Source organism: Lientehia hominis, assembly GCF_021044755.1.
GTDB lineage: Bacteria > Bacillota > Clostridia > Lachnospirales > Lachnospiraceae > Lientehia > Lientehia hominis.
The window spans coordinates 70,301-95,642 of record NZ_JAJNOR010000010.1 but is presented as its reverse complement, the minus strand read 5'-3'; the positions used below and the strand labels follow the sequence as shown (position 1 = coordinate 95,642).

General features: G+C 46.3%; 26 protein-coding genes. 24 read left to right on the top strand and 2 right to left on the bottom strand.

Going from position 1 to position 25,342, the window contains the following annotated elements:
* Positions 1–125: 125 nt before the first annotated feature.
* The 9 genes from LQE92_RS13615 (at position 126) to LQE92_RS13580 (ending at position 5,434) form a co-directional block, all read left to right on the top strand.
* Positions 126–470 (top strand): hypothetical protein, encoded by a 345-nt coding sequence (locus LQE92_RS13615; protein ID WP_231063484.1) that lies wholly within the window; start codon positions 126–128, stop codon positions 468–470.
* Positions 448–867 (top strand): recombinase family protein, encoded by a 420-nt coding sequence (locus tag LQE92_RS13610; protein ID WP_231063483.1) that lies wholly within the window; start codon positions 448–450, stop codon positions 865–867. Before LQE92_RS13615 ends, LQE92_RS13610 begins: the two co-directional genes overlap by 23 nt.
* Entirely contained in the window at positions 864–1,496 is a 633-nt protein-coding gene (locus LQE92_RS13605) for a recombinase family protein (RefSeq protein ID WP_231063482.1), read from the top strand. The genes LQE92_RS13610 and LQE92_RS13605 overlap by 4 nt, the downstream gene beginning before the upstream one ends.
* Positions 1,497–1,521: 25 nt before the next feature.
* Positions 1,522–2,154 carry a recombinase family protein gene (locus LQE92_RS14590; protein WP_334301399.1) on the top strand — a complete coding sequence of 211 codons (633 nt, stop codon included), beginning with the start codon at positions 1,522–1,524 and terminating at the stop codon, positions 2,152–2,154.
* Positions 2,123–2,704 (top strand): zinc ribbon domain-containing protein, encoded by a 582-nt coding sequence (locus LQE92_RS14585; protein ID WP_331001306.1) that lies wholly within the window; start codon positions 2,123–2,125, stop codon positions 2,702–2,704. The genes LQE92_RS14590 and LQE92_RS14585 overlap by 32 nt, the downstream gene beginning before the upstream one ends.
* Before the next feature lie 124 nt (positions 2,705–2,828).
* Positions 2,829–3,050 carry a P-loop NTPase fold protein gene (locus LQE92_RS13595; RefSeq protein WP_231063481.1) on the top strand — a complete coding sequence of 74 codons (222 nt, stop codon included), beginning with the start codon at positions 2,829–2,831 and terminating at the stop codon, positions 3,048–3,050.
* Positions 3,051–3,504: 454 nt separating this feature from the next.
* Positions 3,505–4,101 carry an HNH endonuclease gene (locus tag LQE92_RS13590; RefSeq protein WP_231063480.1) on the top strand — a complete coding sequence of 199 codons (597 nt, stop codon included), beginning with the start codon at positions 3,505–3,507 and terminating at the stop codon, positions 4,099–4,101.
* A 144-nt stretch (positions 4,102–4,245) separates the two neighbouring features.
* On the top strand, positions 4,246–4,689 hold the full coding sequence (locus tag LQE92_RS13585; protein WP_231063479.1) for a DUF1810 domain-containing protein: 444 nt from the start codon (positions 4,246–4,248) through the stop codon (positions 4,687–4,689).
* Positions 4,664–5,434 (top strand): MmcQ/YjbR family DNA-binding protein, encoded by a 771-nt coding sequence (locus LQE92_RS13580; RefSeq protein ID WP_231063478.1) that lies wholly within the window; start codon positions 4,664–4,666, stop codon positions 5,432–5,434. Before LQE92_RS13585 ends, LQE92_RS13580 begins: the two co-directional genes overlap by 26 nt.
* Positions 5,435–5,530: 96 nt before the next feature.
* Here LQE92_RS13580 and LQE92_RS13575 read toward each other — a convergent pair whose 3' ends face one another.
* Positions 5,531–6,643 carry an Ltp family lipoprotein gene (locus tag LQE92_RS13575; protein ID WP_231063477.1) on the bottom strand — a complete coding sequence of 371 codons (1,113 nt, stop codon included), beginning with the start codon at positions 6,641–6,643 and terminating at the stop codon, positions 5,531–5,533.
* A gap of 397 nt (positions 6,644–7,040) precedes the next feature.
* On the opposite strand from LQE92_RS13575, the gene LQE92_RS13570 reads away from it, so the two are divergent.
* From LQE92_RS13570 to LQE92_RS13555, 4 genes are all read left to right on the top strand, one after another.
* A complete protein-coding gene (locus LQE92_RS13570; protein WP_231063476.1) occupies positions 7,041–7,457 on the top strand; it encodes a DUF3795 domain-containing protein in 417 nt (138 codons plus the stop codon).
* A gap of 70 nt (positions 7,458–7,527) precedes the next feature.
* On the top strand, positions 7,528–7,824 hold the full coding sequence (locus tag LQE92_RS13565) for a DUF3795 domain-containing protein (protein WP_231063475.1): 297 nt from the start codon (positions 7,528–7,530) through the stop codon (positions 7,822–7,824).
* Between the two features lie 318 nt (positions 7,825–8,142).
* Positions 8,143–8,616, top strand: a complete 474-nt coding sequence (locus LQE92_RS13560) for a MarR family winged helix-turn-helix transcriptional regulator (RefSeq protein WP_231063474.1) — start codon at positions 8,143–8,145, stop codon at positions 8,614–8,616.
* Between the two features lies 1 nt (position 8,617).
* Positions 8,618–10,111, top strand: a complete 1,494-nt coding sequence (locus LQE92_RS13555; protein ID WP_231063473.1) for an IMP dehydrogenase — start codon at positions 8,618–8,620, stop codon at positions 10,109–10,111.
* Positions 10,112–10,426: 315 nt separating this feature from the next.
* Here the strand turns inward: LQE92_RS13555 and LQE92_RS13550 are convergent, their stop codons facing one another.
* A complete protein-coding gene (locus tag LQE92_RS13550) occupies positions 10,427–10,630 on the bottom strand; it encodes a cold-shock protein (protein ID WP_231063472.1) in 204 nt (67 codons plus the stop codon).
* 393 nt (positions 10,631–11,023) lie between these two features.
* On the opposite strand from LQE92_RS13550, the gene LQE92_RS13545 reads away from it, so the two are divergent.
* The 11 genes from LQE92_RS13545 (at position 11,024) to LQE92_RS13495 (ending at position 25,312) form a co-directional block, all read left to right on the top strand.
* Positions 11,024–13,444, top strand: a complete 2,421-nt coding sequence (locus LQE92_RS13545; protein ID WP_231063471.1) for an ATP-binding protein — start codon at positions 11,024–11,026, stop codon at positions 13,442–13,444.
* Between the two features lie 222 nt (positions 13,445–13,666).
* Positions 13,667–14,137, top strand: a complete 471-nt coding sequence (locus LQE92_RS13540) for a VOC family protein (RefSeq protein WP_331001305.1) — start codon at positions 13,667–13,669, stop codon at positions 14,135–14,137.
* A complete protein-coding gene (locus LQE92_RS13535) occupies positions 14,134–14,613 on the top strand; it encodes a DUF3788 domain-containing protein (protein WP_331001304.1) in 480 nt (159 codons plus the stop codon). The genes LQE92_RS13540 and LQE92_RS13535 overlap by 4 nt, the downstream gene beginning before the upstream one ends.
* 15 nt (positions 14,614–14,628) lie before the next feature.
* The gene (locus tag LQE92_RS13530) at positions 14,629–14,874 is read left to right on the top strand and encodes a helix-hairpin-helix domain-containing protein (RefSeq protein WP_231063470.1); all 246 of its coding nucleotides are present in this window, start codon (positions 14,629–14,631) and stop codon (positions 14,872–14,874) included.
* Positions 14,875–14,898: 24 nt separating this feature from the next.
* Positions 14,899–15,456, top strand: coding sequence for a DUF3795 domain-containing protein (locus LQE92_RS13525; RefSeq protein WP_231063469.1), 558 nt, complete (start codon positions 14,899–14,901; stop codon positions 15,454–15,456).
* Between the two features lie 510 nt (positions 15,457–15,966).
* Complete coding sequence (locus LQE92_RS13520; RefSeq protein ID WP_231063468.1) at positions 15,967–17,178, top strand: MFS transporter; 1,212 nt, start codon at positions 15,967–15,969, stop codon at positions 17,176–17,178.
* Between the two features lie 365 nt (positions 17,179–17,543).
* Positions 17,544–18,101: a uracil-DNA glycosylase gene (locus tag LQE92_RS13515; RefSeq protein WP_231063467.1), complete on the top strand. Its 558-nt coding sequence runs from the start codon at positions 17,544–17,546 to the stop codon at positions 18,099–18,101.
* A gap of 126 nt (positions 18,102–18,227) precedes the next feature.
* Positions 18,228–18,767, top strand: a complete 540-nt coding sequence (locus LQE92_RS13510; RefSeq protein ID WP_231063466.1) for a rubrerythrin family protein — start codon at positions 18,228–18,230, stop codon at positions 18,765–18,767.
* 114 nt (positions 18,768–18,881) lie between these two features.
* Positions 18,882–19,796 (top strand): cation diffusion facilitator family transporter, encoded by a 915-nt coding sequence (locus LQE92_RS13505; protein ID WP_231063465.1) that lies wholly within the window; start codon positions 18,882–18,884, stop codon positions 19,794–19,796.
* A 148-nt stretch (positions 19,797–19,944) separates the two neighbouring features.
* A complete protein-coding gene (locus LQE92_RS13500) occupies positions 19,945–24,171 on the top strand; it encodes an EAL domain-containing protein (protein WP_231063464.1) in 4,227 nt (1,408 codons plus the stop codon).
* A 97-nt stretch (positions 24,172–24,268) separates the two neighbouring features.
* Entirely contained in the window at positions 24,269–25,312 is a 1,044-nt protein-coding gene (locus LQE92_RS13495) for a C40 family peptidase (protein WP_231063463.1), read from the top strand.
* Positions 25,313–25,342: the final 30 nt, after the last annotated feature.

The window sequence follows — 25,342 nt, the reverse complement described above, 5'->3', positions numbered from 1 at the left end:
GACCAGAAGAAAAGACGTGGAAACCGCCTATCTGCTTGACTTATAGGGCGTTCAGAGTGATTAATAGACTACACTTATTGAGCTTGCTCAATGGGAAACCAAAAACGAAAGGAGAGGGATGTCAGGTGAAGTTGCAGGTGGCATATTATTACAGAACCACACACCGGGATTATGGATATGAAAAATATGTGGAACCGGGGAGAGAAGCATTCTGCAGGCGCTATGGTAAGCGGACGGTGGAAGAACATTTCTTTTGGGATGAAGCGTCTGATGTAGACACAAATCGGAAAGCGTTCCGGCAGTTCTTTAAATTTATGAAAGCCTGTGATAAAGCAGGAGTACCTGTGGTGTGTATTAATGAGAACGGAGATACAGGAAAGCAGCATGAGTGTATGACGCGGTTTGTAAAAGAATACTTTGGAAGGGAGAAGGTTTTTGAGGATACGGATGTTAAAACCGGTACAGAATAAAATTTCCAAAAAGAAACGTGTCTGTGCTTATGCCAGGGTTTCCACGGATTCCAGAAAACAAGGTGAATTCCTGGAAAATCAGATATCCTCTTATGAACGTTCCCTGAAAGCCAATCCGGAATATGAGTTTATTGGTGTGTTTGCAGACCAGGGTATCTCCGGTTTCAGCAGGAACCGTTTGGAATTCCAGCGGATGGTGCAGACGACAAAGGACGTCCAGATAGATTTAATCATCACAAAGTCCATCTCCCAGTTTGCCAGGAACACGGTAGTGCTTCTGGAGACGGTGAGGTCATGCTCACTGTCCTCGCTTCTTTTGCCGAGGAAGAAAGCAGGAATGTATCGGAGAACCGGAAATGGTCTATCCGTAAGAAGTTTGAACGTGGGGAATATATGATCAACACGGAGCGGTTCATGGGTTACGACAAGAATGAATTCGGGGAATTGGTCATCAATCCCAAAGAGGCTATGGCAGTCAGGTCCTTTGCGGATATATACCTATGGGGAGTGGGTTCCAGCCGTCTGGGACAGTTGGCAGATTTTCTGGGAATCCCGTCTGTGATAGGAGGGAAGTGGACTGGCGGTTCATTTATGGGTATGTTCAAAAATGAGAAATACAAAGGGGATTTCCATTTGCAGAAATATTACATACCGGAGGATAAGAGGAACCAGACGGTACGGAATCATGGGGAAGTACAGAGTTATTACATGGAGGACAGCCATCCGGCGATTTTGAGCACGGAGGTTTGGGATGCCCTGCAGGAAAAGATAGAAGAAAATAAACGGGGCAGGAACATTGCCCAGAGTGACACACAAAAGTACCAGAACAGATATCCATTGACGGGAATGATGTACTGTCCGCATTGCGGAAAGACACTCCGGCGTAGAATTGGGTACAAAAAGAAGGTGGAGTGGCTTTGCTCCACTTATATTGAAGAAGGAAAGCAAGCCTGTCCGGGTGTACGGATTCCTGACGAATCGGCAGCCCGGCAGGATATTATAGAACCAACGGTGGCAGAGGAATAAACTGCGGGTGGCGGCGTACTGCAGGGTGAGTACCGATCAAGAAGAACAGTTATTAAGCTATGAGAATCAGGTGAGGTTTTATACGGAAAGCATCAACAGCAACCCGGAATATGAATGTGCCGGGATGTATGCGGATGAAGGCATTTCTGGTACGAATACCAAGAAAAGGGATGAATTTAAACGAATGATTCTGGACTGCCTGAATTATGTGCGGGAACTGAAAGGACTTGGCATTGGGGTGACATTCGAAAAGGAGGCCATAGACACCTTGGATGCGAAGAGCGAAGTGCTGCTTATAATCCTTTCTTCTCTGGCACAGGATGAAAGACGTAATATTTCAGAGAACAGCACATGGGGTATCCGCAAGAGGTTTGAGATTGGGCAGCATAAGATGAGTGCCAAGCGGTTCTTTGGCTATGATGCGGATGAAAATGGAAAGCTGGTTATGAATAAACAGCAGGCGAAGATTATGAAGCGGATTTTTGAAGGTGTGATAAATTGGGATGGAGGGATGAAATGGCAATCCACGACCATTGGCAGTATGCTGGAGAATGAAAAATATAAAGGGGACATGCTCCTGCAGAAAAGTCACACAGTGGATTTCCTGACGAAGAAGCGGGTACAGAATGGGGGGGAATCCAGCATATATTGTAGATGACCATGAGGTGGTTATAGAGCCTTGGATTTGGGAATGTGCACAGTTGGAGATAAAGCGGAGGGAGCAGTATCTGGAGGAGCATAATATTACACGGTTTTCCCAGAACACGGAGGCAAATCCATTTTCAAGCAAGATTATCTGTGGGGAGTGTAACAGGGCTTTTGCGAGGAAGGGATGGTGGACACCAAGCGGAGACCGGAAAGTGTGGCAATGTAGTGAGCGGTATAAGGTGAAAGGTGAGCTGGGGTGTGGCAATCGATACGTTTATGAGGATACGCTGATTGAGATTTATCTAATGGCGTGGAATCGGCTGTTGGAGTGCCGGGAGTCGCTGGTGTCGGAGTGGGGAAGGAAGATGCAGGGAGAGGATTTGCTAGAGAGGCTCCAGGCGAAGAATTTTATGGAGATTACCAAGGATGCACAGCCGATAAAGGAGCTGGATATTGATTTAATGCTTAGAACAGTGGATTGCATTAGGGTATTAGAGAATGGAGTAGTTGTGATAGTGTTCTTGGACGGAACGGAGATTGAATATAGCAGTAAAAACTGAAATAAGATGCCAACTAAGAATAGTCATTTTTAGTTGGCGTTTTTGGTCAAGAAGTCAAATAATGTTGTCGAAAAAGAAGGAAAGTTGTATAATGTATATAAAAAAGAAGGAAAGGATTAAACTTATGTGGTTAGATAAAAAATCTCAAATTGATTTATTGGCATATAGTCCATTTGCGGAGCTAATTACAAATATAACGGCGAATGAACGATTAAATCCATTAACAATAGGGTTGTTTGGTCGTTGGGGTGCGGGAAAGTCTACATTGCTAAAATTAGTTGAAAAAAATATTGAAGATAGGGATAAAACAAAGAAAAAATTTGTTTGTGTATCATTAAATTCGTGAGTGTTTGAAGGTTATGATGATGCTAAGAGTGCAATTATGGAATGTGTCTAAGTTGTGGAGCAATGAATAGAATTTTTAAGTGTACAAATTGTGGTATGCAAGTAGTTGTAGGTGCAGACGTAATAGTTCTAGAACCTATATATTGCGATAACTGTGGAATGGAATTATTAGAATGTACTTCGCTACCGGAAGAAAGTACCAATGGTACCTAAATGGATATAAGCTTTGTTGGAAGGAGGATAATCACATTTATTCGTTATTTAAAGTAGGGTAAAAGGGGTGAAATTCTTACCAAGAGGGGTAAAACTACAAATCAGGCACTTTATAACAGAACAAAAGGGCAAAGCTTTTGCTATGTAGTATAAAAGACAACTTTCACCGCACGTCGAGACTGTTTGCCTGCTGTCAATACAGAAACAGTGATTACGAAGGCTCCGACTAAGGAGGAACCGTCATGGAAACAAAAAAATATGAGATTTATAATTACTGGAAAGATAAAGCGATAACAAAAAATTTTGAAGTGAAGCTATGGGAGGTCTGTACGGCGGATGACGAAGCAGTGAAGATTACCGGTTTTCCTGATGAAATATTTTGTTGGGCATGTGAAGCTCTTCCATATGTTACTGCTGACACTGATAATATTAAAACATTGTGGAATCATGACCACTTTTTAAACAGGGCGCATATTTTTGCTAAATCTAAGGGGGGAGAAGATACGCCGTCCAATTTGTTTTTACTGTGCCCTAATTGTCATGCTGAGGCACCAGATACGACAAACCTGCAAAATTTTTATGCTTGGGTCTATTATAAGAGAAGGTTTGATAATTGGGTTTTAATCTATAAAAAAGAATTTGAGAAAGCGGCTGACATTAAAAGAGTTGACGCAGAAGAACTTTATAAACGTTGGGAACGGTTAAACCTGAATTTGGATACAGTTGAAGCGCTGCGGAGTCAAATGGCAGAAAGATGTGCGCTGCATGGTTCAGCGATATCAATGAGCTCCAAAATGATGAGTTTTATAGATATTCTGTTAGAATTAACGGAAGAGTGATGCATGATATTAATCCAGCCGTGTAATAAGCAGTTTTGCCGGCAGGTTGTCAAAATCGGCAGAAGGGGAAGGATAGTGGCGTTTGAATGAGCATCTTGGATAAATATTTAGAGGGTAATTTATCGATGCTTGGAGGTGGCTAAAGTGAGGAAGTATGATACTTTTGATTTGGAAAGATTTGTAAAGGCACAGGAATTGAATTATGATGCCGCGTTGTCAGAGATTAAAAACGGTCATAAGCAAAGCCATTGGATGTGGTATATCTTTCCACAGATCCAGGGACTGGGACATAGTGAAATGTCCAGGTACTATGCGGTAAAGGATAAGGAAGAGGCGCGGGCGTATATGGAACATCCGGTGCTGGGAGTGAGACTTATGGAAATATCGGAAGCTCTGATGCAGCTTCAGACCAATGATATCAGCGGCGTTATGGCCTGCCCAGATGACAGGAAACTGAGATCGTCCATGACTTTATTTTCTCTGGTCAGCAATGAACCAGTATTTCAGAACGTGCTGGATAAATTTTTCAATGGTGAAAGGGACAAGTTCACATTGGAGGCATTTGATTCTTTTACGAATGGTAATTGATATGAACAGACAAGAGATATTTGTATATGTGAAGCAGCAGTATGGGACGGAGCCGGATTATCCATGGAAGGATTGGAATGCTGTGCTGCGGCATAAAGACAACAACAAATGGTATGGTGTGGTGCTGAAGGTCGGGAGAGACAAACTAGGTCTGACCGGAGACGAAGCAGTTGATGTTCTGAATGTGAAATGTGATCCGGTTCTTATCGGTTCCCTGCGTACACAGCCAGGTTTTCATCCGGCGTATCATATGAATAAAGATAAATGGATAAGTGTCCGGCTGGATGGCAGTGCGCCGGGAGATGAAATCAAAAGCCTGATCGCAATGAGCTATGATCTGACTGGAACGAAGAAAAAGAAGCGAGGGAACAATATAATGACCACTGACGAGCTGCTCTTCTTTGATAAGATGCAGCAAATGCTCCCGGTATATATAGAACTTAAAGAGAAAGTCATGGAACAGCATCCAGATGTTATTATTAAAGTGAATAAGACTCAGATATCATTTAATAATAAATATATTTTTGCAATGGCCTCTTTTCAGAGAGTGCCAAAATGTCAGGAGGAATACCTGCTGGTATCTTTTGGACTTGGCTTTGAAAAACAGTCTCCACGGATTGCAGCAGCAACAGAAGCCTGCCGCAGCCGGTGGACGCATCACGTAGTGATACGGAAGCCAGAAGAAATCGATGAGGAATTGATGGGCTGGATCGATGAGGCCTACCAATTTTCAAATACCAAATGAAATCTTCGTAGATCATTTTCCATTGCTGCTTGTGATTTTCGATGGGTGATGCTGGCCGGTCTCTGTGTTATCAGAGACCGGTTTTGGTTTATTAATTTAGTAACCGACAGCAGTGACGCCATATTCAGCCTGCTCGGCAGTGAAGCCTTCAAAGACCAATTGGTCAATTAATCCCTGACGGGAAAATGAAGAATAATCCAAATAATCCTGAGCTTTTTTAGCAGCCTGTTCATTCCAGTCTGCTCCGCAGCAGTCCACAGCTGAGGCAGCCTCTTCTGTAGAAAATCCTTCAAATTCCAGCTGATTGATCAATCCTGTGTAGGAAAAAGCGCTGAAGGATAAATAATCTTTTGCTTTCTTCGCAGCCTGCTGACTCCAGTCTGCTCCACAGTTGTCTGCGGCATAAGTTGCATTTTCCGTGGAGAATCCTTCGAATTCCAGCTGATGTATCAGGCCGGTGTAAGAAAACGCGCTGAAAGACAAGTAGTCATTGGCCTTTTTCAATGCGTTTCTCTGTTCCAAGGATATTTCTGCGGTTGTTTCAACGGGGGTCATCTCGGACTCGGCGGCAGTTGTTTCTGTGACCTTAATAACGGCAGAAGCCATTATTTCTTTACAGTCTTCCAGATAACTGTATTGCGTATTATCTGAGCAGACATACATGATACTGAACATATTTTGTGCCATATGGGATACGTACACAGAGACCATCCCGTTCCATCCAGAGCCGGAAGATTCGGCTGTAAAAGGTATGAACAAAGCTTTTTCGCCGGCTATTTCTATGGTTTCTGTTTTCTCAGCCTTGAAACTGTCGAAGCCGCCTGAAAAACCATTTATAAAATCATCCTCGTATTCACTCAGTTCTTCAAAATTGCTGACAGGAGAACTTTGGCAGCGAAATTGGAGCATAGCCGCTGCGTCGCCGGTTTCAGGGTAAAAGGTTACCGTATCTAGCGTAGAATCGCCAACGGTCCAATTAGAAGGAATAGAAAAAGTATATCCCATGAAGTTGACTTCAGTATTTGTGCTGGGATTGAAATCCCTTTTTTCTTGTTTTGCCGGTGATGTTTCCGGTGCCTGAGAAGCAGTGGTCTCCGTTTCTGGTGCAGAGCTGGTCTCTTTAGCAGCGCCTTCTTTTTTCTGTCCGCAGGCTGATATGGAGAATATCAGGCTTGAAGTGAGCAGAATCGCTAAAAGTTTCTTTTTCATACTTGTTTCCTCCCTTTGTTTTATGTAAACCGATTTGGTTTATCATTCTTTGTGTACTGTTATGTACGATGGTCACTTGTGCTTTCCGTATCATACTATTTAGTGAAATTTTACGTTAATCGACAGTTATCGACCTATATATTATACACTATTTATGGATTAAATGTAATTGACATCTTTGATAAATAAACGTGGTCTGCAGGGCCGGACTTATAACATATTCAGGGAGTGAATACCAGGTTTACCCAATAATAAGGGCAATATAAAATATAAGGATTATGAACAGCGATATTATGTCCAAAATTTATTTTCTAACATGTCACACTGTTGTCATCTATAATTTGATAAGATAATAATGCAGCTGACGTTCATGATTTTGTGTATGAGGATATGAAAGATGAAAATGCCGAGGGAAATAGACCATACCTTGTTTGCACCTTGCGGAATGAATTGCCTGGTTTGCTATAAATACAGCCGTCACAAGAAACCCTGCGGAGGCTGTTTCGGAAAAGCCGACAGGAAACCGGAGCACTGCCGGAAATGTCGGATAAAGGAATGTGCTGGGGACAAAGGGGTGAAGTATTGTTATGCGTGCCAGGAATATCCCTGCAGGCGGATCAGATCCCTGGAAAGGAGCTATAATACCCGGTATCATACGAGTCTGACGGCAAACAGTCAAATGGTTAAAGCGCAGGGAATCAAGAAATTTATGGAACGGCAGGCGGAACAATATACCTGCCCAAGATGTGGAGGCGTCATTTCCATACACGATGCGGAATGCAGTGAATGTCGGTTTAAGGTGACCGTAAGCTGATTCAGATCATGGGCAAAAAAGCCTGCAGATGAAAAGAAGAAATACAGTTATGAGAAAAGGAGAAGATTAAATGACAGAAAACAAGGAAATCGCTCCATGCGGAGTAATTTGTAAGGAATGTGAAGAGTTTGAACGTTCGTGCGGCGGATGTAATTCTCTAGAAGGAAAGGTGGCATGGGTTCCCATTATCGGGAAGGAAGTCTGTCCATTATATGACTGTCCGGTCAACGGACACAAATATAAGTCCTGCGGGGAATGCAGCGAACTGCCGTGCCAAATGTTCAAAGAATTGAGAGATCCGGCTATGACGGATGAAGAATTTGAGAAGAGCATTCGGGACAGGCTGAATGTCTTGAGAGAGAGATGAGATCCTGATTGGAGCAGAGAAGACAGGCCAAGAGCAGACCACGGGCGTACTACAAGATACGCCCGTGGTTTTTTCTGTTGTTTTTCCCATGGTTCTGGCAGAATAACAGCATTGATTTTTGCAGGTCAATGCCAGTGGGGATTTATGCTGCCAAAATAGCTTTCAAACGAACGGAAGCTGATCTTTTCCTCTCTCATCTTGTTATAGAGATAAGTTTGTTTTAAAAGTATTCTAAGGTACAGAATAGCGGTTGACAATGGTTAACTGGTTAAGTTATTATGATACTTAACCAGTTAATTATTTGGAGGGAGTGATGCGATGTTTTTTCCAGCAGATAAAATAACGGCGAAAGCGTACGTATATGGGATGATATTCACTCTGTCCAACCGGATGCAGTGCGTAGGAGACAGGCGAGGTGAAGAAGTGACAACGATGCAGTGCTTCATGATGGCTAATCTAATGCTTTATGAAGACTATCAATTAAATCTGGGGCAAATGGCACAGCTTCTGGGGACGTCAAGACAGAACGCCAGAAAGACCGCTGATCTACTGATGAAAAAAGGTTACATGGATTTACAGAGGGACAAGCTGGATGGAAGAAATATACGGGCTGCGCTGACAGAAAGAGGAAAAAATTATTACATAGAAAGAGAGAAAAGAGAATCGGGATATCTGGAAGAGCTGTTCCAGGGATTTGATGAGGAACTGATAAAGGAAATGAAACGCGGACTTACGGATTTACATGAAAACGTAATGAAATATGAGCAGAAGCATTCAGAAAAGGAGAATTGAGATGGCATTTTATTATGATGAACCCTCCAGGACGTTTAGCGAGTATTTATTGATTCCGGGATATTCCTCATCAAAATGTGTTCCTTCAGAGGTGGATTTGAAGACGCCGCTGGTAAGGTTTAAGAGAGGAGAGGAACCGGGGATATCCATTAATATTCCCATGGTCTCTGCTATCATGCAGTCAGTTTCCGACGACAGGCTGGCGGTTGCGCTGGCAGAGGAAGGAGGCATGTCCTTTATCTATGGCTCCCAGCCGGTAGAAGAGCAGGCGGAAATGGTAAAAAAGGTAAAGCGGTATCGAGCAGGATTTGTGGTGAGTGATTCCAATGTTTCTCCGGAGATGACATTGGAGGATGTGCTGCGCTTGACGGAGAAGACGGGCCACTCCACCATTGCGGTAACAGAGGACGGAGGGCCGAACGGAAAACTTTTGGGTATTGTCACAAATAAAGATTACCGGCTGAGCCGGATGAGTCCGGATACGAGGGTGAAGGAATTTATGACAAAATTTGACGATCTCGTATATGCGGAAGAAGAGACAAGCCTAAAAGAGGCAAATGATATCATATGGGAACATAAGATCAACTGTCTGCCGCTGGTGAATAAAAACCGGGAACTGGCATATCTCGTTTTCCGAAAAGATTACGACACACATAAGAAGAATGAGAATGAGCTGATCGACAATGCCAAACGCTATATGGTGGGGGCAGGCATCAATACGAGAGACTATGAGATGAGGGTTCCGGCACTGCTGGAAGCAGGAGCAGATGCCCTTTGCATTGACAGTTCAGAGGGCTTTTCGGAGTGGCAGAAGATTACGATCGATTACATCAGGAAGCATTATGGCGAACGGGTGAAGGTTGGAGCCGGAAACGTCGTGGATGAAGAAGGGTTCCGGTTCCTGGCGGATGCGGGTGCTGACTTTGTGAAGGTTGGAATCGGCGGCGGGGCGATCTGCATTACCCGCGAGCAGAAGGGGATAGGCAGAGGGCAGGCGACCGCTCTTATAGAAGTGGCAAAAGCCAGGGACGCTTATTACGAAGAGACAGGAGTATATATTCCCATCTGTTCCGACGGCGGTATCGTACACGATTACCATATTACGCTGGCCCTGGCCATGGGGGCGGATTTTGTGATGCTCGGACGGTATTTTGCCAGATTTGATGAAAGTCCGACTAAACGAGTCAATATCAACGGAAGCTATATGAAAGAATATTGGGGAGAAGGCAGCGCCAGGGCAAGAAATTGGCAGCGGTATGATATGGGCGGAGAACAGAAACTGTCCTTTGAGGAAGGCGTGGATTCTCTGGTGCCGTATGCTGGAAGCTTAAAGGATAATGTAAACCTTACCTTGAGCAAAGTCCGGTCCACAATGTGCAACTGCGGAGCTCTTACGATTCCAGAACTGCAGAAAAAGGCAAAGATCACACTCGTCTCATCCACAAGTATTGTAGAGGGTGGGGCGCATGACGTCACTCTCAGAAATCACAGGTAAGTCTGGTATCAGACGGAAAGAGCGAAGAAGAAGACGGACCGGACTGCCCATTATTAAACACCGGCGAGATTCTGAGGCCCGTGCCGGTATCACGGAAAAAGACAATTCACGGTGTGCTCAGAAAAGAATCGGGCCTTTCTTAAGGAAAATCAGAGGAAGACCTATCGCCAGGCGACAGAGGCTTATTATCGGATAATGGAAGAAAAGAAAGCAAAGACAAAGGTGAAAACAGAAGCCATAGAGATTATATGAAAAAATGCCGTGCATTTTATATGCACGGCAGATTTCTTTTAAGTCTGTGGTAAGATACTGCGATTATGCAGCGCAGACATTGACTGCCTGTGTGCCGCGGTTTCCCTGAGTTGTATCAAAGGTGACCTTCTGTCCGTCCTCTAATGACTTAAAACCGTCTGATACAATTCCGGAAAAATGTACGAATACATCCTCGCCGGTTGAGTCATTCGTAATAAAACCATATCCTTTTTCGCTGTTGAACCATTTTACTGTACCGTTATTCATGTTGGTACCTCCTAAATTTTATTGCATTTTTAAAAGAAAAAAATCACATATTTTTGTAAATCATTAACAGAACAATGACTTACAAAAATATGTGAATCAATATCTTATTAAAAAATACACTTTTATACTATCATATCATTGAGAAAAAAGCAAGCGAAAGTTAGTAAAAATTATTTTTTGTTTTATCCGGGCCGCCCAAGGGCGGCAGTTTGCCAATGTCCTGCTTAAAATGAGCTGCTTGTCATTGGAATCAATAGTAATACGACTGTATTTGTGATAAAATAAACGTAATATATTTCAGAACTGTTCTGCTTTGAGCAGGACAGGCTGTGGAAAAACGGTACGAGAAGGATGCACTGAGGCAATGGATTGCCGGGATGGAGTTGGAGAATCATGTTTGCTGACAATTTAGCTAATTTATTGGATGCGTTGCCGGAGATGAGTATCTATGTGATTGAGGAAAAGAACCACCGGCTGTTGTATTTTAACCGGCGCTGTCAGGAGACGGGACGCGGAAAGGCCGTGCTGGGTGCCAAGTGCCATGAGGTATGGCCTGAAGTGTGCGCCAACTGTCCTCTCGGCGGTTTGGGGGAAGCTCCGTCCAACCATATCGTCTGCTACGATCCCCTGCTGAAAACCACGGTTGACGTCACTGCCAGCCGTATCGTATGGGACGGGGATATTCAGGCCGTGGTGATAGCGGCTTCTCCTCACAGGCTGAATTTTGAGGAACAACAAGGGCCGAAGAAAATTGAGCAGATGTACGCGAAGAGTTTGGTGACTGTCTTTGATGAATGTATCATTGCCAATCTGACCGCGGACTATTATGTCAACTGCCAGAAAGACATGATGTGGACTGATATCCCGGAACAGGGAAACTTCGCTGTGGAAAATCAGAATTATGCACAAAAGGCTGTCCATCCGGAGGATTTGAAACTTTTTAATGAAACATTTTCCAGGGAAGCGATGCTGCAGATATTTCAAAGCGGTAAAAAACAAGTTTCCAAAAGACTGCGCCGGATGACCGGCGACGGCATCTATCACATGGTGGAATTTACCGCGGCCAGGATCGAGCAGGTGGAGACGGAGGAGTGCTGGTGTGTTCTGGTCTTCCGCGATATTCAGGAGGAATACCTGCTGGAACAGCAGCGGAGTCTGGAGATCAGCCAATTGGCCACAGCAGCCAGAAGAGCGTATCAGATGCTGATTGCGGTCAACCTGACCCAGAATACTTATCGGATGCTTGAATATGAGCGGTTTCCAGTTAAAAATCCTGGCAGCGGCGGAAGCTTTGATGATCTCATCATTCAAGAATATTCCACAGTGCGGCCGGACCATCAGGAAGAATTTATCCGGAAATTTTCAAGGAAATCTCTAACGGAGGCTTTTTCCGGGGGAGAGCGCATTATAACCATGAAGGTTCCGCATATGGGAGAGGACGGAATCTATCACTGGAATTTCACTCAGGTAGTGCGGGTCGAAAGCCCGTATACTGATGATCTGATAGAAATTACTTTATCCAGGAATATCGATGAGGAACGGCGGATGCAGGAGGAGGCGCTGGAGAAAGAACGGCAGGCGAAACAGCTCCTTGAAGATGCGCTTCAGAAAGCAGAAAGAGCCAATCAGGCGAAGAGCGATTTCTTGTCCAGGATGAGCCACGATATCCGGACTCCCATGAATGCAATCATTGGAATGACAGAGCTGGCGCAGCTTTACGTGGGAGATGAAACCCGGCTGCGGGATTACCTGAATAAAATTGCGGGCTCAGGGGCACATCTTCTCAGTCTTATCAACGAGGTTTTGGATGTCAGTAAGATTGAGAGCGGGGCCGTGGAGCTGGCTGATACAGAATTTAACCTGCGCGATCTGGTGGGGGATGCTGCGGAGATGGTGCGGCTGTCCATTGAAAATAAGCATCAGCTTCTTACAGTCAATCTGGACGACGGACTCCACGATCGAGTATCTGGCGATATGAGACGACTGAAACAGGTGCTGGTCAATATCTTGGAGAATGCCTCCAAGTATACAGGAGAAGGCGGAAGAATTATTCTGTCTTTGGAAGAGCTGAAAAAGAGGGAAATACAAGTGGGCACTTACCGGCTCACGGTTGAGGATACCGGGATTGGAATGAAGCCGGAATATTTGGAGCATATTTTTGAACCGTTCAGCCGGGCCGATGACAGCCGTATCAGCAAGACAGTGGGAACCGGACTTGGAATGACCATCGTAAAGAATCTTGTCACGATGATGGGGGGTGATATCCAGGTAGAGAGTGAGTATGGGAAAGGCTCCCGGTTTATGGTCACTCTTCGACTTATTAAATGTGATGAAGCTGCAGTGCCGAGGCATGCGGAAAAAGTGGATGTGGAAGAGGATTTCCATGGAATCCGGGTCCTGCTGGTGGAGGACAATGAGCTTAACCGGCAGATTGCGGCAGAAATGCTGGAATTGATAGGCGTTCAAACGGAGACGGCGGAGGACGGGAAAAAAGCGGTGGAGGCAGTGTGTACTCATCCTCCGCTTTACTATGACATCGTATTTATGGATATTCAGATGCCGGTCCTCAACGGATATGAGGCGGCGAAAGAAATACGAAAATCTGGGATGGAACGGATTGAAGAGCTTCCGATCATTGCCATGACGGCAGACGCATTTGCGGAGGATGTCAGACTTTCTCGTTTGGCCGGCATGAATGGGCATCTGGCAAAGCCGATTTCCATGGAACAGCTTAAAAATATACTTTCTGACTGTCTGATCTGGAGAAAGCAGAACCAGAAGGCTGCGGGCAGGCCGGGAGACCTTGCTCCATAAACAGGATTTGAGAGGAAGCACAGGCTGATATTAGGGTTCCTCTCCTGCTTCTCTCTCCCCACCGAAATAAGCTCCTGCCGGTGTCCAGCCCGGACTTACAAAAAATAATTCCAGGAAGTGTCTTGTACAATATTATGCCATACAGCTGTCATGTTAGTTGTGCTATACTCTTAAGGAAAAGTGCTGTTGCCGGGGCTTTTCTAAAATTTGGGCTGGAGGTTTATGATGAAATTTAAAAATTCTATGTTGATCGTTACAGATATGGAGAAGTCCGCAGCGTTTTATAAAAAGGTGCTGGGTCTGCATGTGATTCTGGACTTTGGTTCAAATATCACGCTGACAGGAGGCGTTTGCCTGCAGACTAGGGAAAGCTGGCTGGAATTTATCCATAAAGGGGAAAATGACATTATTCTGGGCGGCAATGACTCAGAACTGTATTTTGAGGAAGATGATTTTGACGAATTTCTTGCTAAGCTGGATGCCATGGAGGAAATTCATTATGTTCATCCGGTATGTGAGCACAGCTGGGGCCAGAGAGTGGTTCGGATCTATGACCCAGACATGCATATCATCGAGATAGGAGAAAATATAAAAATGGTCTGCCGGCGTTTTTTGGAAAGCGGACTTACGGAAGAGGAGACCGCGAAGAGAATGGACGTTCCGGTAAAATTTGTCCGCGGATGCAGAAAATGATGGCGGAGACGATTGGAATCAGCCGGAAAGGAGAGCACAATATGGAGTGGAATCAGATATATGGTCCGGACAGCCGGCCTGACATGGACCAGATAACAGGTTATATACAGACGCCTCTCTGGAAAGAGCTGTGCGTATATCTAGAGGACGTTTACGGCGTATCTCCAAGGATTGAATACAGTCGCTGTTCCGGAAAGCCAGGGTGGAATGTAAAGTATAAAAAGAGCGGGAAGGCTCTCTGTACTCTGTATCCGGAGGAGGGATTTTTTACCTGCATGATCTCCATTGGCAGGAAAGAGGCTCCGGAGGCGGAGCTTTTGCTTACAGCGTGCACTTCTTATGTAAAAGATTTATATGCGGCTGCCAATCCATTCAATGGAAGCAGGTGGCTGATGATAGAGGTAAAAGATGTACAGACCTTGTCAGACGTACAGACCCTGATAGGGACCCGCTGCAAGACAGCAAAAAAGGGCTGACAGCGAGGTGAGAATATGGGTGAGCTGAGAAAGATCCCGGGCGTGGGAAAAGAAACGGAAAAAGATCTGCAGATGCTTGGCTATTTTACGGTAGAATCACTTAAGGATGAGGATCCGGAGGTGATGTATGAGAGGGAGTGTCTGATGAGGGGGTGTCATATTGATCGGTGCCAGCTCTACGTATATCGGTGTGCTGTATACTATGCTTCTAATGAAGAGCATGATCCGGAAAAACTTAAATGGTGGAACTGGAAGGATTGACAGAAGCTTTTGGAGGAATGACCGTTGAAGGATTTCAAGAGAGAGGATCTGAGTTTTTCATTGTGCGGCCTTAACTGCAGGCTTTGCCCCATGTTTCTGTACCATTATTGCCCTGGGTGCGGCGGAGGGGAAGGAAACCAGGCATGTGGGGCCGCGAGGTGCAGTTTGCAGCACGGAAAGGTGGAATATTGTCATCTGTGCGGGGAGTTTCCCTGTGAAAGGTACGACAGGATAGATGAGTATGATTCATTTATAACCCATAGGAACCGTCGGAAGGATATGGAACTCTTTCAGAAAATGGGAGCGGAAGCATACCATTCCGAACAGGCACAGAAAGCGGAGATTCTGTCGTTTCTGCTGGAAAATTATAATGATGGCCGCCGCAAGAGCTTATTTTGTCTGGCGGTCAATCTTTTGGAGCTGGAAGATATAAAGGATGTGATGAGGCGATTGGCAGAGGCAGAAGGAGCAGATGTCCGGAACCTGAAACAGAAAGCGGCTCAGGCGGCAGAGCTGTTTCAGGATATGGCGGAACAGCGGAATCTGGTATTAAAACTGAATAAGAAGCCCAAGGGCAAATAGAGAAGCTGCCGTACCTTCTTATCAAATTCTTCTCTGCTGACGTTTACAGACAGTGGGACAAACTCATAGCCGCCGGTTCTATCTGCATGCTGAGAAAATATGGCCTTCTGTTTTTCAAAAAAGTTATAAAAAGACTTGCCTAACGGCGAAAAATTTGTTATAGTGGCTCCATTGTGGAAAAGGAGGTGGCTTGATGTCGTCTATGCGTTTAAGATAATGGACAATGAATGGATACTCTCATAACATGGGGGGTTCTTGTTGTACTTATTTTACGGATAGACGAGTTGGGCTGCTTATGTTTTGATCATAGGCGGAAGGCTTAGTTCCCCGGACGGCAGGTGGAAAGGTACATTTCATCTGTATGTTGTCTTTGGGACAGAAATGAAGAGAATACATTTCTGATAATCGTAAAAATAAGCAGACAGACGATCTCAAATGATGAGGTCGTCTGTTTTTGTACGTCAGGAAAGTTCTATAATAATTATTCTAAATGACCATAGGAGAGATATTATGTTACAAAATAAAGGATGGAAAAAGACATTTTTCATCATTGCATTTGGGCAGGCGGTTTCCCTGATTGGAAGCTCAGCAGTCCAATTTGCGATGATCTGGTGGCTGGCAGAGAGAACTTCTTCGCCTGTCATGATGGGGCTGGCGGGAGTCGTAGCGTTCCTCCCGATGACGTTTTTAAGCCCGTTTGCGGGAGTGGCCGCGGACCGCTATGACCGGAAAGCCATAAGCATCATATCGGATATGTCCATGGGAATACTGGCTCTTTTGTACGCGGTGATACTCTATTTTATGGATATTCCCATATGGACTGTACTGGCCGTTTTATGTGCGCGGGGCGTTGGAAATACTTTTCAGCAGCCGGCTATACAATCCATAATTCCGCAGCTGGTGCCGCCCGAACAGCTGGTAAAGGCAAACGGCTGGACCCAGCTTATGACCTCCGGATCATTTATCCTGGGGCCTGTGATCGGGGCAGCTTTGTATGCTGCAGTGCCGATGTATGTGATCTTGTTCACAGATGTGATCGGTGCGGCATTTGCCAGCGGAGCGCTGGCACTCGTCAAAGTGCCAAGGCTCCCGCATAAAGAGACGGAAAAGACGGGCTTCCTGACACAATTCAAGGAGGGGATAGGAGTATACCGGGAGGATAGGAAACTGTTCATGCTGGTGACAGCACAGGCCCTGTGCATGTTCTTCTTTGCGCCTCTGTCTACATTTTATCCTCTGATGACCAGCAGCTTTTTTAAGCTGTCCGCTTTCCATGGCAGCGTTGTGGAGATGGGCTTTGCGGCGGGGATGATGGTGACGGCGCTGTTGTTTGGAAGCGTGCTGAAGGTCAAGCGCAAGATTGGAGTATCCTATGCCGGGCTGTTCGGTATAGGAATCACTTCTGCAGTATGCGGGCTGGTTCCTCCGGTTTTCACCGGATGGATCATATTTACCGTGACGTGTTCCTTTATGGGAGCGTTCGGCAATGTGCATACCATACCGATGACGGCATATATGCAGGAGACCATAGCCCCGGAAAAAATGGGAAGAGCATTCTCCCTGCTTGGACTGATAGGGTCTTTGTCTATGCCAGCAGGGCTGCTGGTGGGAAGTCCGATAGCAGAAAAAATAGGGGTACATGCCTGGTTCTTCATTTCAGGCGTGGGGATACTTTTGATCGCAGGCGTAATCGTCGTCATCAACTGGCTCCGCAGGCTTTGAACCTAAATCGCCAAACCCGTCATTTTGTGCTATGATATAAAATACCTATTGGAATCATTATTAGTCAGCTTCGATCAGGCTCCAGTTTAGCACCGGCATAAGTTCCGGACCGTCACGATTTCGGTTCGCTGGCGATGCAGAGGCCGCGTTATCCCCCGCTCCGGCAGTACCGGACAAATTTCATTTCTTAGATTCCAGAAAAGGATTGGATAACCACACGGCCCGCCCGCCTGGATGGAAGCGGACTTTCTCCTGTCTCGTATGGTTTACAAAGACTGGTTTGTTTGAAAGGTATTCCAAGGTATAGTATCAATGTACATAAAATCCAAGTAAAACATATATTCACAGAAGAGGAAAGACAGATCATGTATAACTATGAAGAGCTTAAGCATTTTGTGGAGCATTGCTCACGGTGCCCGCTGTCCGCCGCCAGAAATAAATCTGTAATGGGAAGGGGAAATCTTCATTCTTCCATTATGTTCATTGCGGAGGCTCCCGGCTATCAGGAGGACAGGGACGGAATCCCGTTTACAGGTGCCTCAGGAAAAGTATTTGACGAGCTTTTGGCCTCAATAGGGATGAGCCGGGATGAAATTTATCTGACCAATGTGGTGAAGTGCCATCCTCCCAGGAACCGGGATCCAGAACCGGATGAGCAGGAAGCATGTATTCCATATTTGAAATATGAAACGCTTTTGATACGGCCGAGAATCATTGTCTGCCTGGGAAGAATCGCGGCGCAGAGAATCATCCGTTCTGACTTTCGGATCACCAGGGAACACGGACAGTTTCTTTATCGGAAAAATACCTGGTTGACGGCTGTGTATCAGCCGTCCGCGATTTTAAGAGATGATACGAAAATGGCAGAGACGAAAGAGGATTTTAAGGTACTGTTTATCCGGAGCAGAGAAATAAACGGATGAAAGGGTGCCTGATCTGAGCGGCAGTATCTTTTTGACACATGGAGTCAGTGATTTTAAACAGATTGCCGGCACATTTACCGGAGCGGCCGAATACTATTTTTATAAAACGAATTTTTGGTGCGTTCCATGGGTTTTAAAGACTGTACGACGTACGAGAATCTGAGGAAAGCGTATGAAGGAGAACTGAAGGCCAGCACAAAATATCGGATATTTGGAAGAAAAGCCAGAAAAGACGGTTATCAGCAGATAGGAAATATTTTTGAGGAAACTTCATGGAATGAAATGACCCATGCGGAAATATGGCTGAAGCTGCTGGAGGGAGGGAAGATTCCGGATACTTTGGAAAACCTGGAAAATTCCTGCAGAGGAGAGAGCCGGGAATGGCGCAGTATGTATCTGGAATTTGCCGTCACGGCAGAAGAAGAGGGATACTCAGATATTGCCAGGCTGTTTCGGGAGGTGGCAGAAATCGAAAGGCATCATGACTATCGGTTTGATGGACTGGCCGGGAATATAAGAGATAATGAGGCGTTCTGTAAACGAAAGGACGCGGTATGGGTGTGTCTCAACTGCGGATATATCCATTACGGAGCGTGTGCGCCGGAAATCTGTCCCGTATGCGGATGCCCGAAGGGCTGTTATCAGATAAACTGTGAAAATTATTGAAATTGAGCAGGTAAACAGCAGCATCTGTGGGACAGTGGTTTATTTCAATTGTTCCATAGGTGCTTTTTATTATTTCAAGAGTTGGTTCACTGAACAGGAATGGAGGGAATCGATATGATTCATGAAGAAGATTCCAAAGATAAAAAGATAGCTGTACGGGTATCTGCTGTCAGCATCGCAGTGAACTTAATCTTATCAGTATTTAAACTGATCGCGGGAATTGCGGCATATTCCGGGGCTATGATCTCCGACGCGGTACATTCGGCATCCGATGTTTTCAGCACAGTGATCGTAATAATCGGTATATCCGTCTCCAGAAAAAAATCAGATAAGGAACATCCATATGGCCACGAACGCTTGGAATGTGTAGCCTCGGTCATTTTGGCCGTGATTTTGTTTGTCACCGGCGCCGGCATTGGAATCAGAGGGATACAGAAGATCGTGTCCGGAAGTGCAGAAGTTATACAGGTACCTGGTATGCTGGCGCTGACGGCCGCTGTGGTGTCCGTAGTGGTGAAGGAGTGGATGTATTGGTATACGAGGGCGGCCGCGAAAAAAATCAATTCCGGAGCGCTGATGGCAGACGCCTGGCATCATCGTTCAGACGCTCTTTCTTCCATTGGTTCCTTTGCCGGGATTTTAGGCGCCCGGATGGGATTCCCGGTGATGGATCCGCTGGCCAGTGTTGTTATCTGTGTATTCATCCTTAAGGCGGCTTTTAACATCTTTAGAGATGCCGTCAATAAAATGGTTGATAAGTCCTGTGATGAGGCGACAGTCCAGAGCATGAAGAACGTAGCCTTAAACAGCCAGGGAGTTGTGGAAATAGACGATATCCGTACCCGAATGTTCGGAGCGAAGGCATATGTAGACATAGAGATCGCTGCGGATGAGAACCTGACTCTGAAGGATTCCCATGAAATCGCGGAAAACGTTCATGGCTCCATAGAAAGACAGTTTCCCGAGGTGAAACACTGCATGGTACATGTAAATCCGGCTTCTGTAGAGGGAAAGACGCAGTGCAGCTGATATGGCAGGGGCAGAGTGTTCCATCTTTCTAAAAGGATCAAGGGCTTAATGGCGTAAATCTTTTGCCGATAATCTAAAAATATGCTATAGTTTTATCATATATAGAAACACGTCATATATTATGGATACACAGGGGAACGAGAGTTTTATGGACAGACAGCCGGGTAAGAATGAAACGACATGTATTACGGTTATTGACGATGACTACCGGATTTTATATGTGAATGAACGGATGCAGGCTCTTTTTCAGGAACTTAAGGCAGGGGACATATGCTATGAGGCGGTTCAGGGAGAAGACGGGCCATGCGCCTGCTGCCCTTTGAAACAAAATGATAAAGACAGTGTGGTCGTGTATAACAGACACCTGGGACAGTGGCTGGAATTTTCTTCTGGCCGGGCCGAATGGCCGGGCCATGGCTCCTGTACGATCATTTTCAGCAAAAGCATCGGCGAAAGTAATAAAAACCTGTTATATGACTTGACCCAGATGCCGGCATATGATGAGCTTTTCGAGCTGAATATCAGCAGAAATACGTATAAGATTCTTTTTCATGCAGAAGGAAAATATGTGGTTCCGCCCGTGGACGGGCGTCTGGACGAAATGCGCTCAGATGTTGCGGAGCACATGATCCATCCCGATGATAAGGAACGTTTTCTTGAGTTTTGGGATTTTGACAAAATGCTTGAAGGAATGGGAAAGGGAGGAGAGCTCCTCGAAGGAAAATTCCGAAAGAAGCTGGCGGGAGGAGGATACTGCTGGGTGCTCCAAATCGCAGTACCCCTTCGGTATAATGAAAATCATGAAAAGATAATTATTTGTTTTATACAGGATATCCATGAACAGGCAGAGGAGGCCGGCACAAGGAAACAAAAGGAGTTGGATGACGGGGCAGATGCCCTGACCGGGCTGTACCGGGCGGAGGTTTTTTTTGAAAAAGCTGCGGGACTTCTGAAAGAAAACAGCGGGCGGCCCTACTGTCTGGTCGCCATTGATATTGAACATTTTAAGCTGTTCAACGAATGGTATGGTCTGGAAGAGGGAGACAGATTTCTGGTGAGCGTCGCGGGGAAGTTGAATCAGATTCAGGAGGAATATCCCAGCATCGCCGGCTATATGGGCGGCGATGACTTTGTGATCCTGCTTCCGCTCAATACGGATATCATCGTCAGGCTGGAAGGCGAGCTTACAGAATACGTGAGGAGATTTGGCGGAAACGCGGGATTTCTACCTGCTTTTGGAATCTATCCGGTGGAATCACCTGAAGAGTCCATGAGGACGATGTATGACCGCGCCGCGATCGCCATGTCCTCCGTGAAAGGGAATTATGCGAAGCGGACCGCATGGTATGACTTTGAGATGAAACGGAGGCTGGAAGAGGACCAGCTGTTACTTTCCGAAGTGCAGAAAGCTTTGGAGAATCAGGAATTTGTGCTGTATGTCCAGCCCAGATGTAATATGATCACGGGAAAGATCGTGGGGCTGGAATCTTTGGTGCGCTGGGAGCATCCGGAGAAAGGGAATATAATGCCGGGTACTTTTATCCCCCTTTTGGAACAAAATGGTTTTATTACCAATCTGGACCTGTATGCCTGGGAGCTTGTGTGCAGGAAAGTCAGCAGCTGGATAAAAGAGGGGTTTCGCCCTGTTCCTGTTTCTGTCAATGTCTCCAGAATTGATATCTATGCGGTCGATGTGGTGAAAGTATTTAAAGAGCTTATAAAAAAATTTGAGCTGGACAGCCGCCTTATCGAAATAGAGATCACAGAGAGCGCATATGTACAGGACTATGAGGTGATCAAAGAGGTCGTAGAGCGTCTGAGGGTGAATGGCTTTACTGTTCTGATGGATGATTTTGGAAGCGGTTATTCGTCGCTGAACATGCTTAAGGATGTCAACGTGGACATTCTTAAGCTGGATATGAAGTTTTTGGATATGGAGGAAGAAAGCCGGAGCCGGGGTATGGATATCCTGGAGGCGATCGTAAAGCTTGCAAATCTGATGAAGCTGCGACTGATCGCGGAGGGGATAGAGACAAAGGAACAGAAGGATTTTCTGATGGATATCGGCTGCTTTTATGCTCAGGGTTATTACTTCTGCCGGCCGCTGCCCATGGAAGAGGCAGATATCTTATTATCAGATGAAGAGAATATTGACTTCAGGGGCATTATGGCGGAGCACATGGAGAATCTGAGTCTGAAGGATCTGTTTACCGGCGATCTGTCCAGCGCCATGCTGAACAATATGCTGGGCGGAGTCGCGTTTTATGATCTGTATGGAGGATGTCTGGAGCTCCTTCAGGTAAATGAACAATACTATCGTGTGACTGGCTGCAATCCAGTGGATCTGGAAGAAAAAAGACGGCAGATTCTTTCTCTGATAGAGGAAGAGGATAGAAAAAGGACCTTGGATATTTTTCGGTCCGCTGTAGCAGAGCCCATAAATGGAGCGGAGGGAGAAATACGGAGACGCCGACTGGATGGAACCGTGATGTGGATGCATATCCATGTCTTTTTTCTCCGGGAACATGACGGGCATCGGCTGTTTTACGGGGCAGTAAATGATGTGACAGAGCAGCGCAGGAGGGAACTGCTGCTCAGGGAGACCAATAAGACTCTGCTGAGAAAAAATAACGAGCTTAAATTTCTCAATAATGACACTCCTGGAGGTTATTATCAGTGTATCGGGGCGGAAGATCTGGAACTGGTGCATGTGAGCAACCGTTTTATGGAAATATTGGGATATTCAAAGAATGAGCTGACGGAAGACTTTGAAAACTCTTTTCTGAAGCTTGTGCATCCTGAGGACCGGAAATGGGTATCCGGCATGTTCCGCGGTCTCGGGATGGAAGAAATAGGAAGCATGGAATGCCGGATGGAAGCGAAGAATGGTTCCATATGGACCTTGATTCAGGGCAGGAAAATGGAACAGAGAGGGAAAGCCGTCTTTTACGGAGTGATTTTGGACATCAGCGAAAACATGGCGCTTGTGACCAGCCTGAAAGGGAGGGAAAAAGAGCTTTGGCTGACTGGAAAAAAGATGGAGAGCATCATCCGGCAGGCTGAACTGAATGTATGGAACTGGGACATCGATACTTCTGTCCTGACCATATCCGGACCATTCGGTGACGGCGTGCTGTTCCATCCGGAAGAAAGAGGGGAAGACGGTCAGGTGGTTTATGCCGGTTATCCGGAAATGGTGAAGGAGAGTGATATGGTCCTGCCGGTGCATCGGAAGGAACTGGAAGAGTTCTACCGGAAGATCGCCCGGGGTGAAAACGCGGAATGTGAGCTTCAGGTGGAAGCGCTGGATGGGAGACGCCGCTGGCTCAGGACGTCCTGTGAGACTATATGTGACGAGTCTGGGAAGCCGGTGAACGCGGTAGGGTATTTTACTGACATCACCGGGGAAAAAGAAGAGGAGCTTCAAACGATGGCGAACATGAAGGCTCTGGAGATCCTGCAGCGCCAGGCCGTATACAGCCTCCGAATCAATCTGAGCCGGGATGAGATCCTGGACGACAGCGATAAATCCATATGGCTTGATTCCATCGGCGGATTTTCTGACCTGAGCTATACGGAGGCGTATAATCTGTCTGTGGACAGAAATACTGTCCCGCAGTATGCGGATATCCTCCGAAGGTTTATGGACAGAGACCATCTTCTGGGCTGTTACGACCGTGGAGTGGTTTCTGACAGCGTGGAATATGTCCGGATGCTGAACGGGAAGCCTAAATGGATGCGCCTTTTATATCATCTGGTCCGCTTTGACGAGACCATGGATATAATTGCCTATGTGTTTGTCCTGGATATCCACGAACAGAAGCTCTGCGAGCTGGAGCTGGTCGAGAAAGCGGTGAGGGATTCTCTCACGGGGCTTTACAACCGCCGGGGAGCGATTCCCCTGATACATAGTTATCTGGATGAGAGGCAGGAGGAGACGGCGGCATTTATCATATTTGACCTGGATAATTTTAAACAGGTAAACGACGTGTTTGGACACATGTACGGGGATACTGTCATAGCGGATAATGCCGGCAGGCTTAAGGATTTTTTCAGGAAAAATGACGTGATCTGCCGTCTGGGCGGAGACGAATTCATGGTCTTATGTAAGAACATCAGTGAAACGGATACTATGGCGCGTCTGGAGCAGATCGTTCAGGAAACCAAAAGGGTTCTGAGGAACGAAGGAAGAGAAATCGTATTTTCTTTCTCCGCCGGGTTTGTTATGATTCCGGAACAGGGAACGGAATTTGACGATCTTTACAAGAAAGCGGATATTGCGCTGTTTCAGGCCAAGGCGGCCGGGAAGGGGAGATATAAGAAGTATGAGCCGGGCATGAAGGAAATCCGTCCCGAATTGGCGGAGGGCCGGTAAGATACCAGGATTCTGCGTGGTCGTCTTGTATCAGGCGGCAAATTGTGTTACCATAGTCGAAGAGATAAAAATAGATATTGGACGGTGGAATGACAGGATGAGAAAGAGGACAGGATTTGCGATGATTCTGCTTGCGGCGCTGCTTGTGGGAGCGGCCCTGCCGGCAAAGGCGGAAAATGGATATTGTGCGGCGTTTGACAAGTTTTTAGTGTCTGCCGGCGAGTGTGTGAACGTGAGAACAGAGCCGAGGATGGACGCGGAGATTATCGCGGAGGTTTATCCGGGACAGACATTGGAGTGCGTCCAGGTGACGGAAGGAGAGGCGGAGAACGAGTCGGGGACAAAGCTCTGGTGCCAGATCAGCCTTCCGGAAGGAACGGCCGGGTATGTTAAATATGATTATTTTCTCCACGGTGATGCCCTTCAGGAATATTTGATGGCCACTGGAAGAGTGTACGCGGATATCGAGCAGGATACCAGGGCCGCGGTCTATGCTACTACGGAGATGCGGTATGGACAGGAACAAGAGGGTCCCACCGGAAATCTATGGAATGTGGTATCGGTATGGGATGGACTTTTGGAATTGGACGGCCTGGGATTTGTAAAGGGAGAGGACTGCCGGCTTACGGTCATTACGGAAGACGAAAAGGCTGCCTTGGAAGCGGCAGGCCTGGAGGAGGATACTCCGGATTTTATGACACAGCTGGCGGAACAGAACGAAATCGACAGAATGGAGCATCCGGAGTTATTTTCTGTCTGGTCTGCCGTCACTCCGGAGACAACGGAGCTTCGGGCGGCAGTGGTGGCAGAAGCCCAGAGCCACGCGGGTCTTTCCTATGTTTGGGGCGGGACAGATCTGAGAAGCGGCGTGGACTGCTCCGGTCTCACCATGAGCGTATATGCGGGATTTGGTATGTCCATAGGCCGGACCACCCGTCAGCAGGCGTCCGGAGGGAGAGAAGTGGCGGCGGGCGATATGCAGCCCGGTGATCTGGCTTTTTATGCCGATGAAAATGGTATGATCTGCCATGTGGTGATGTACGTGGGCGGGGGTATGTGTGTACACGCCCGGGATGAGGCGCACGGAGTAGTGATTGAGCCGATTCCCGGAAATTATTGTAAAATTGTTTCTTATATTTAGAAACAGACATCTGTCGGAACCGGACCGGGA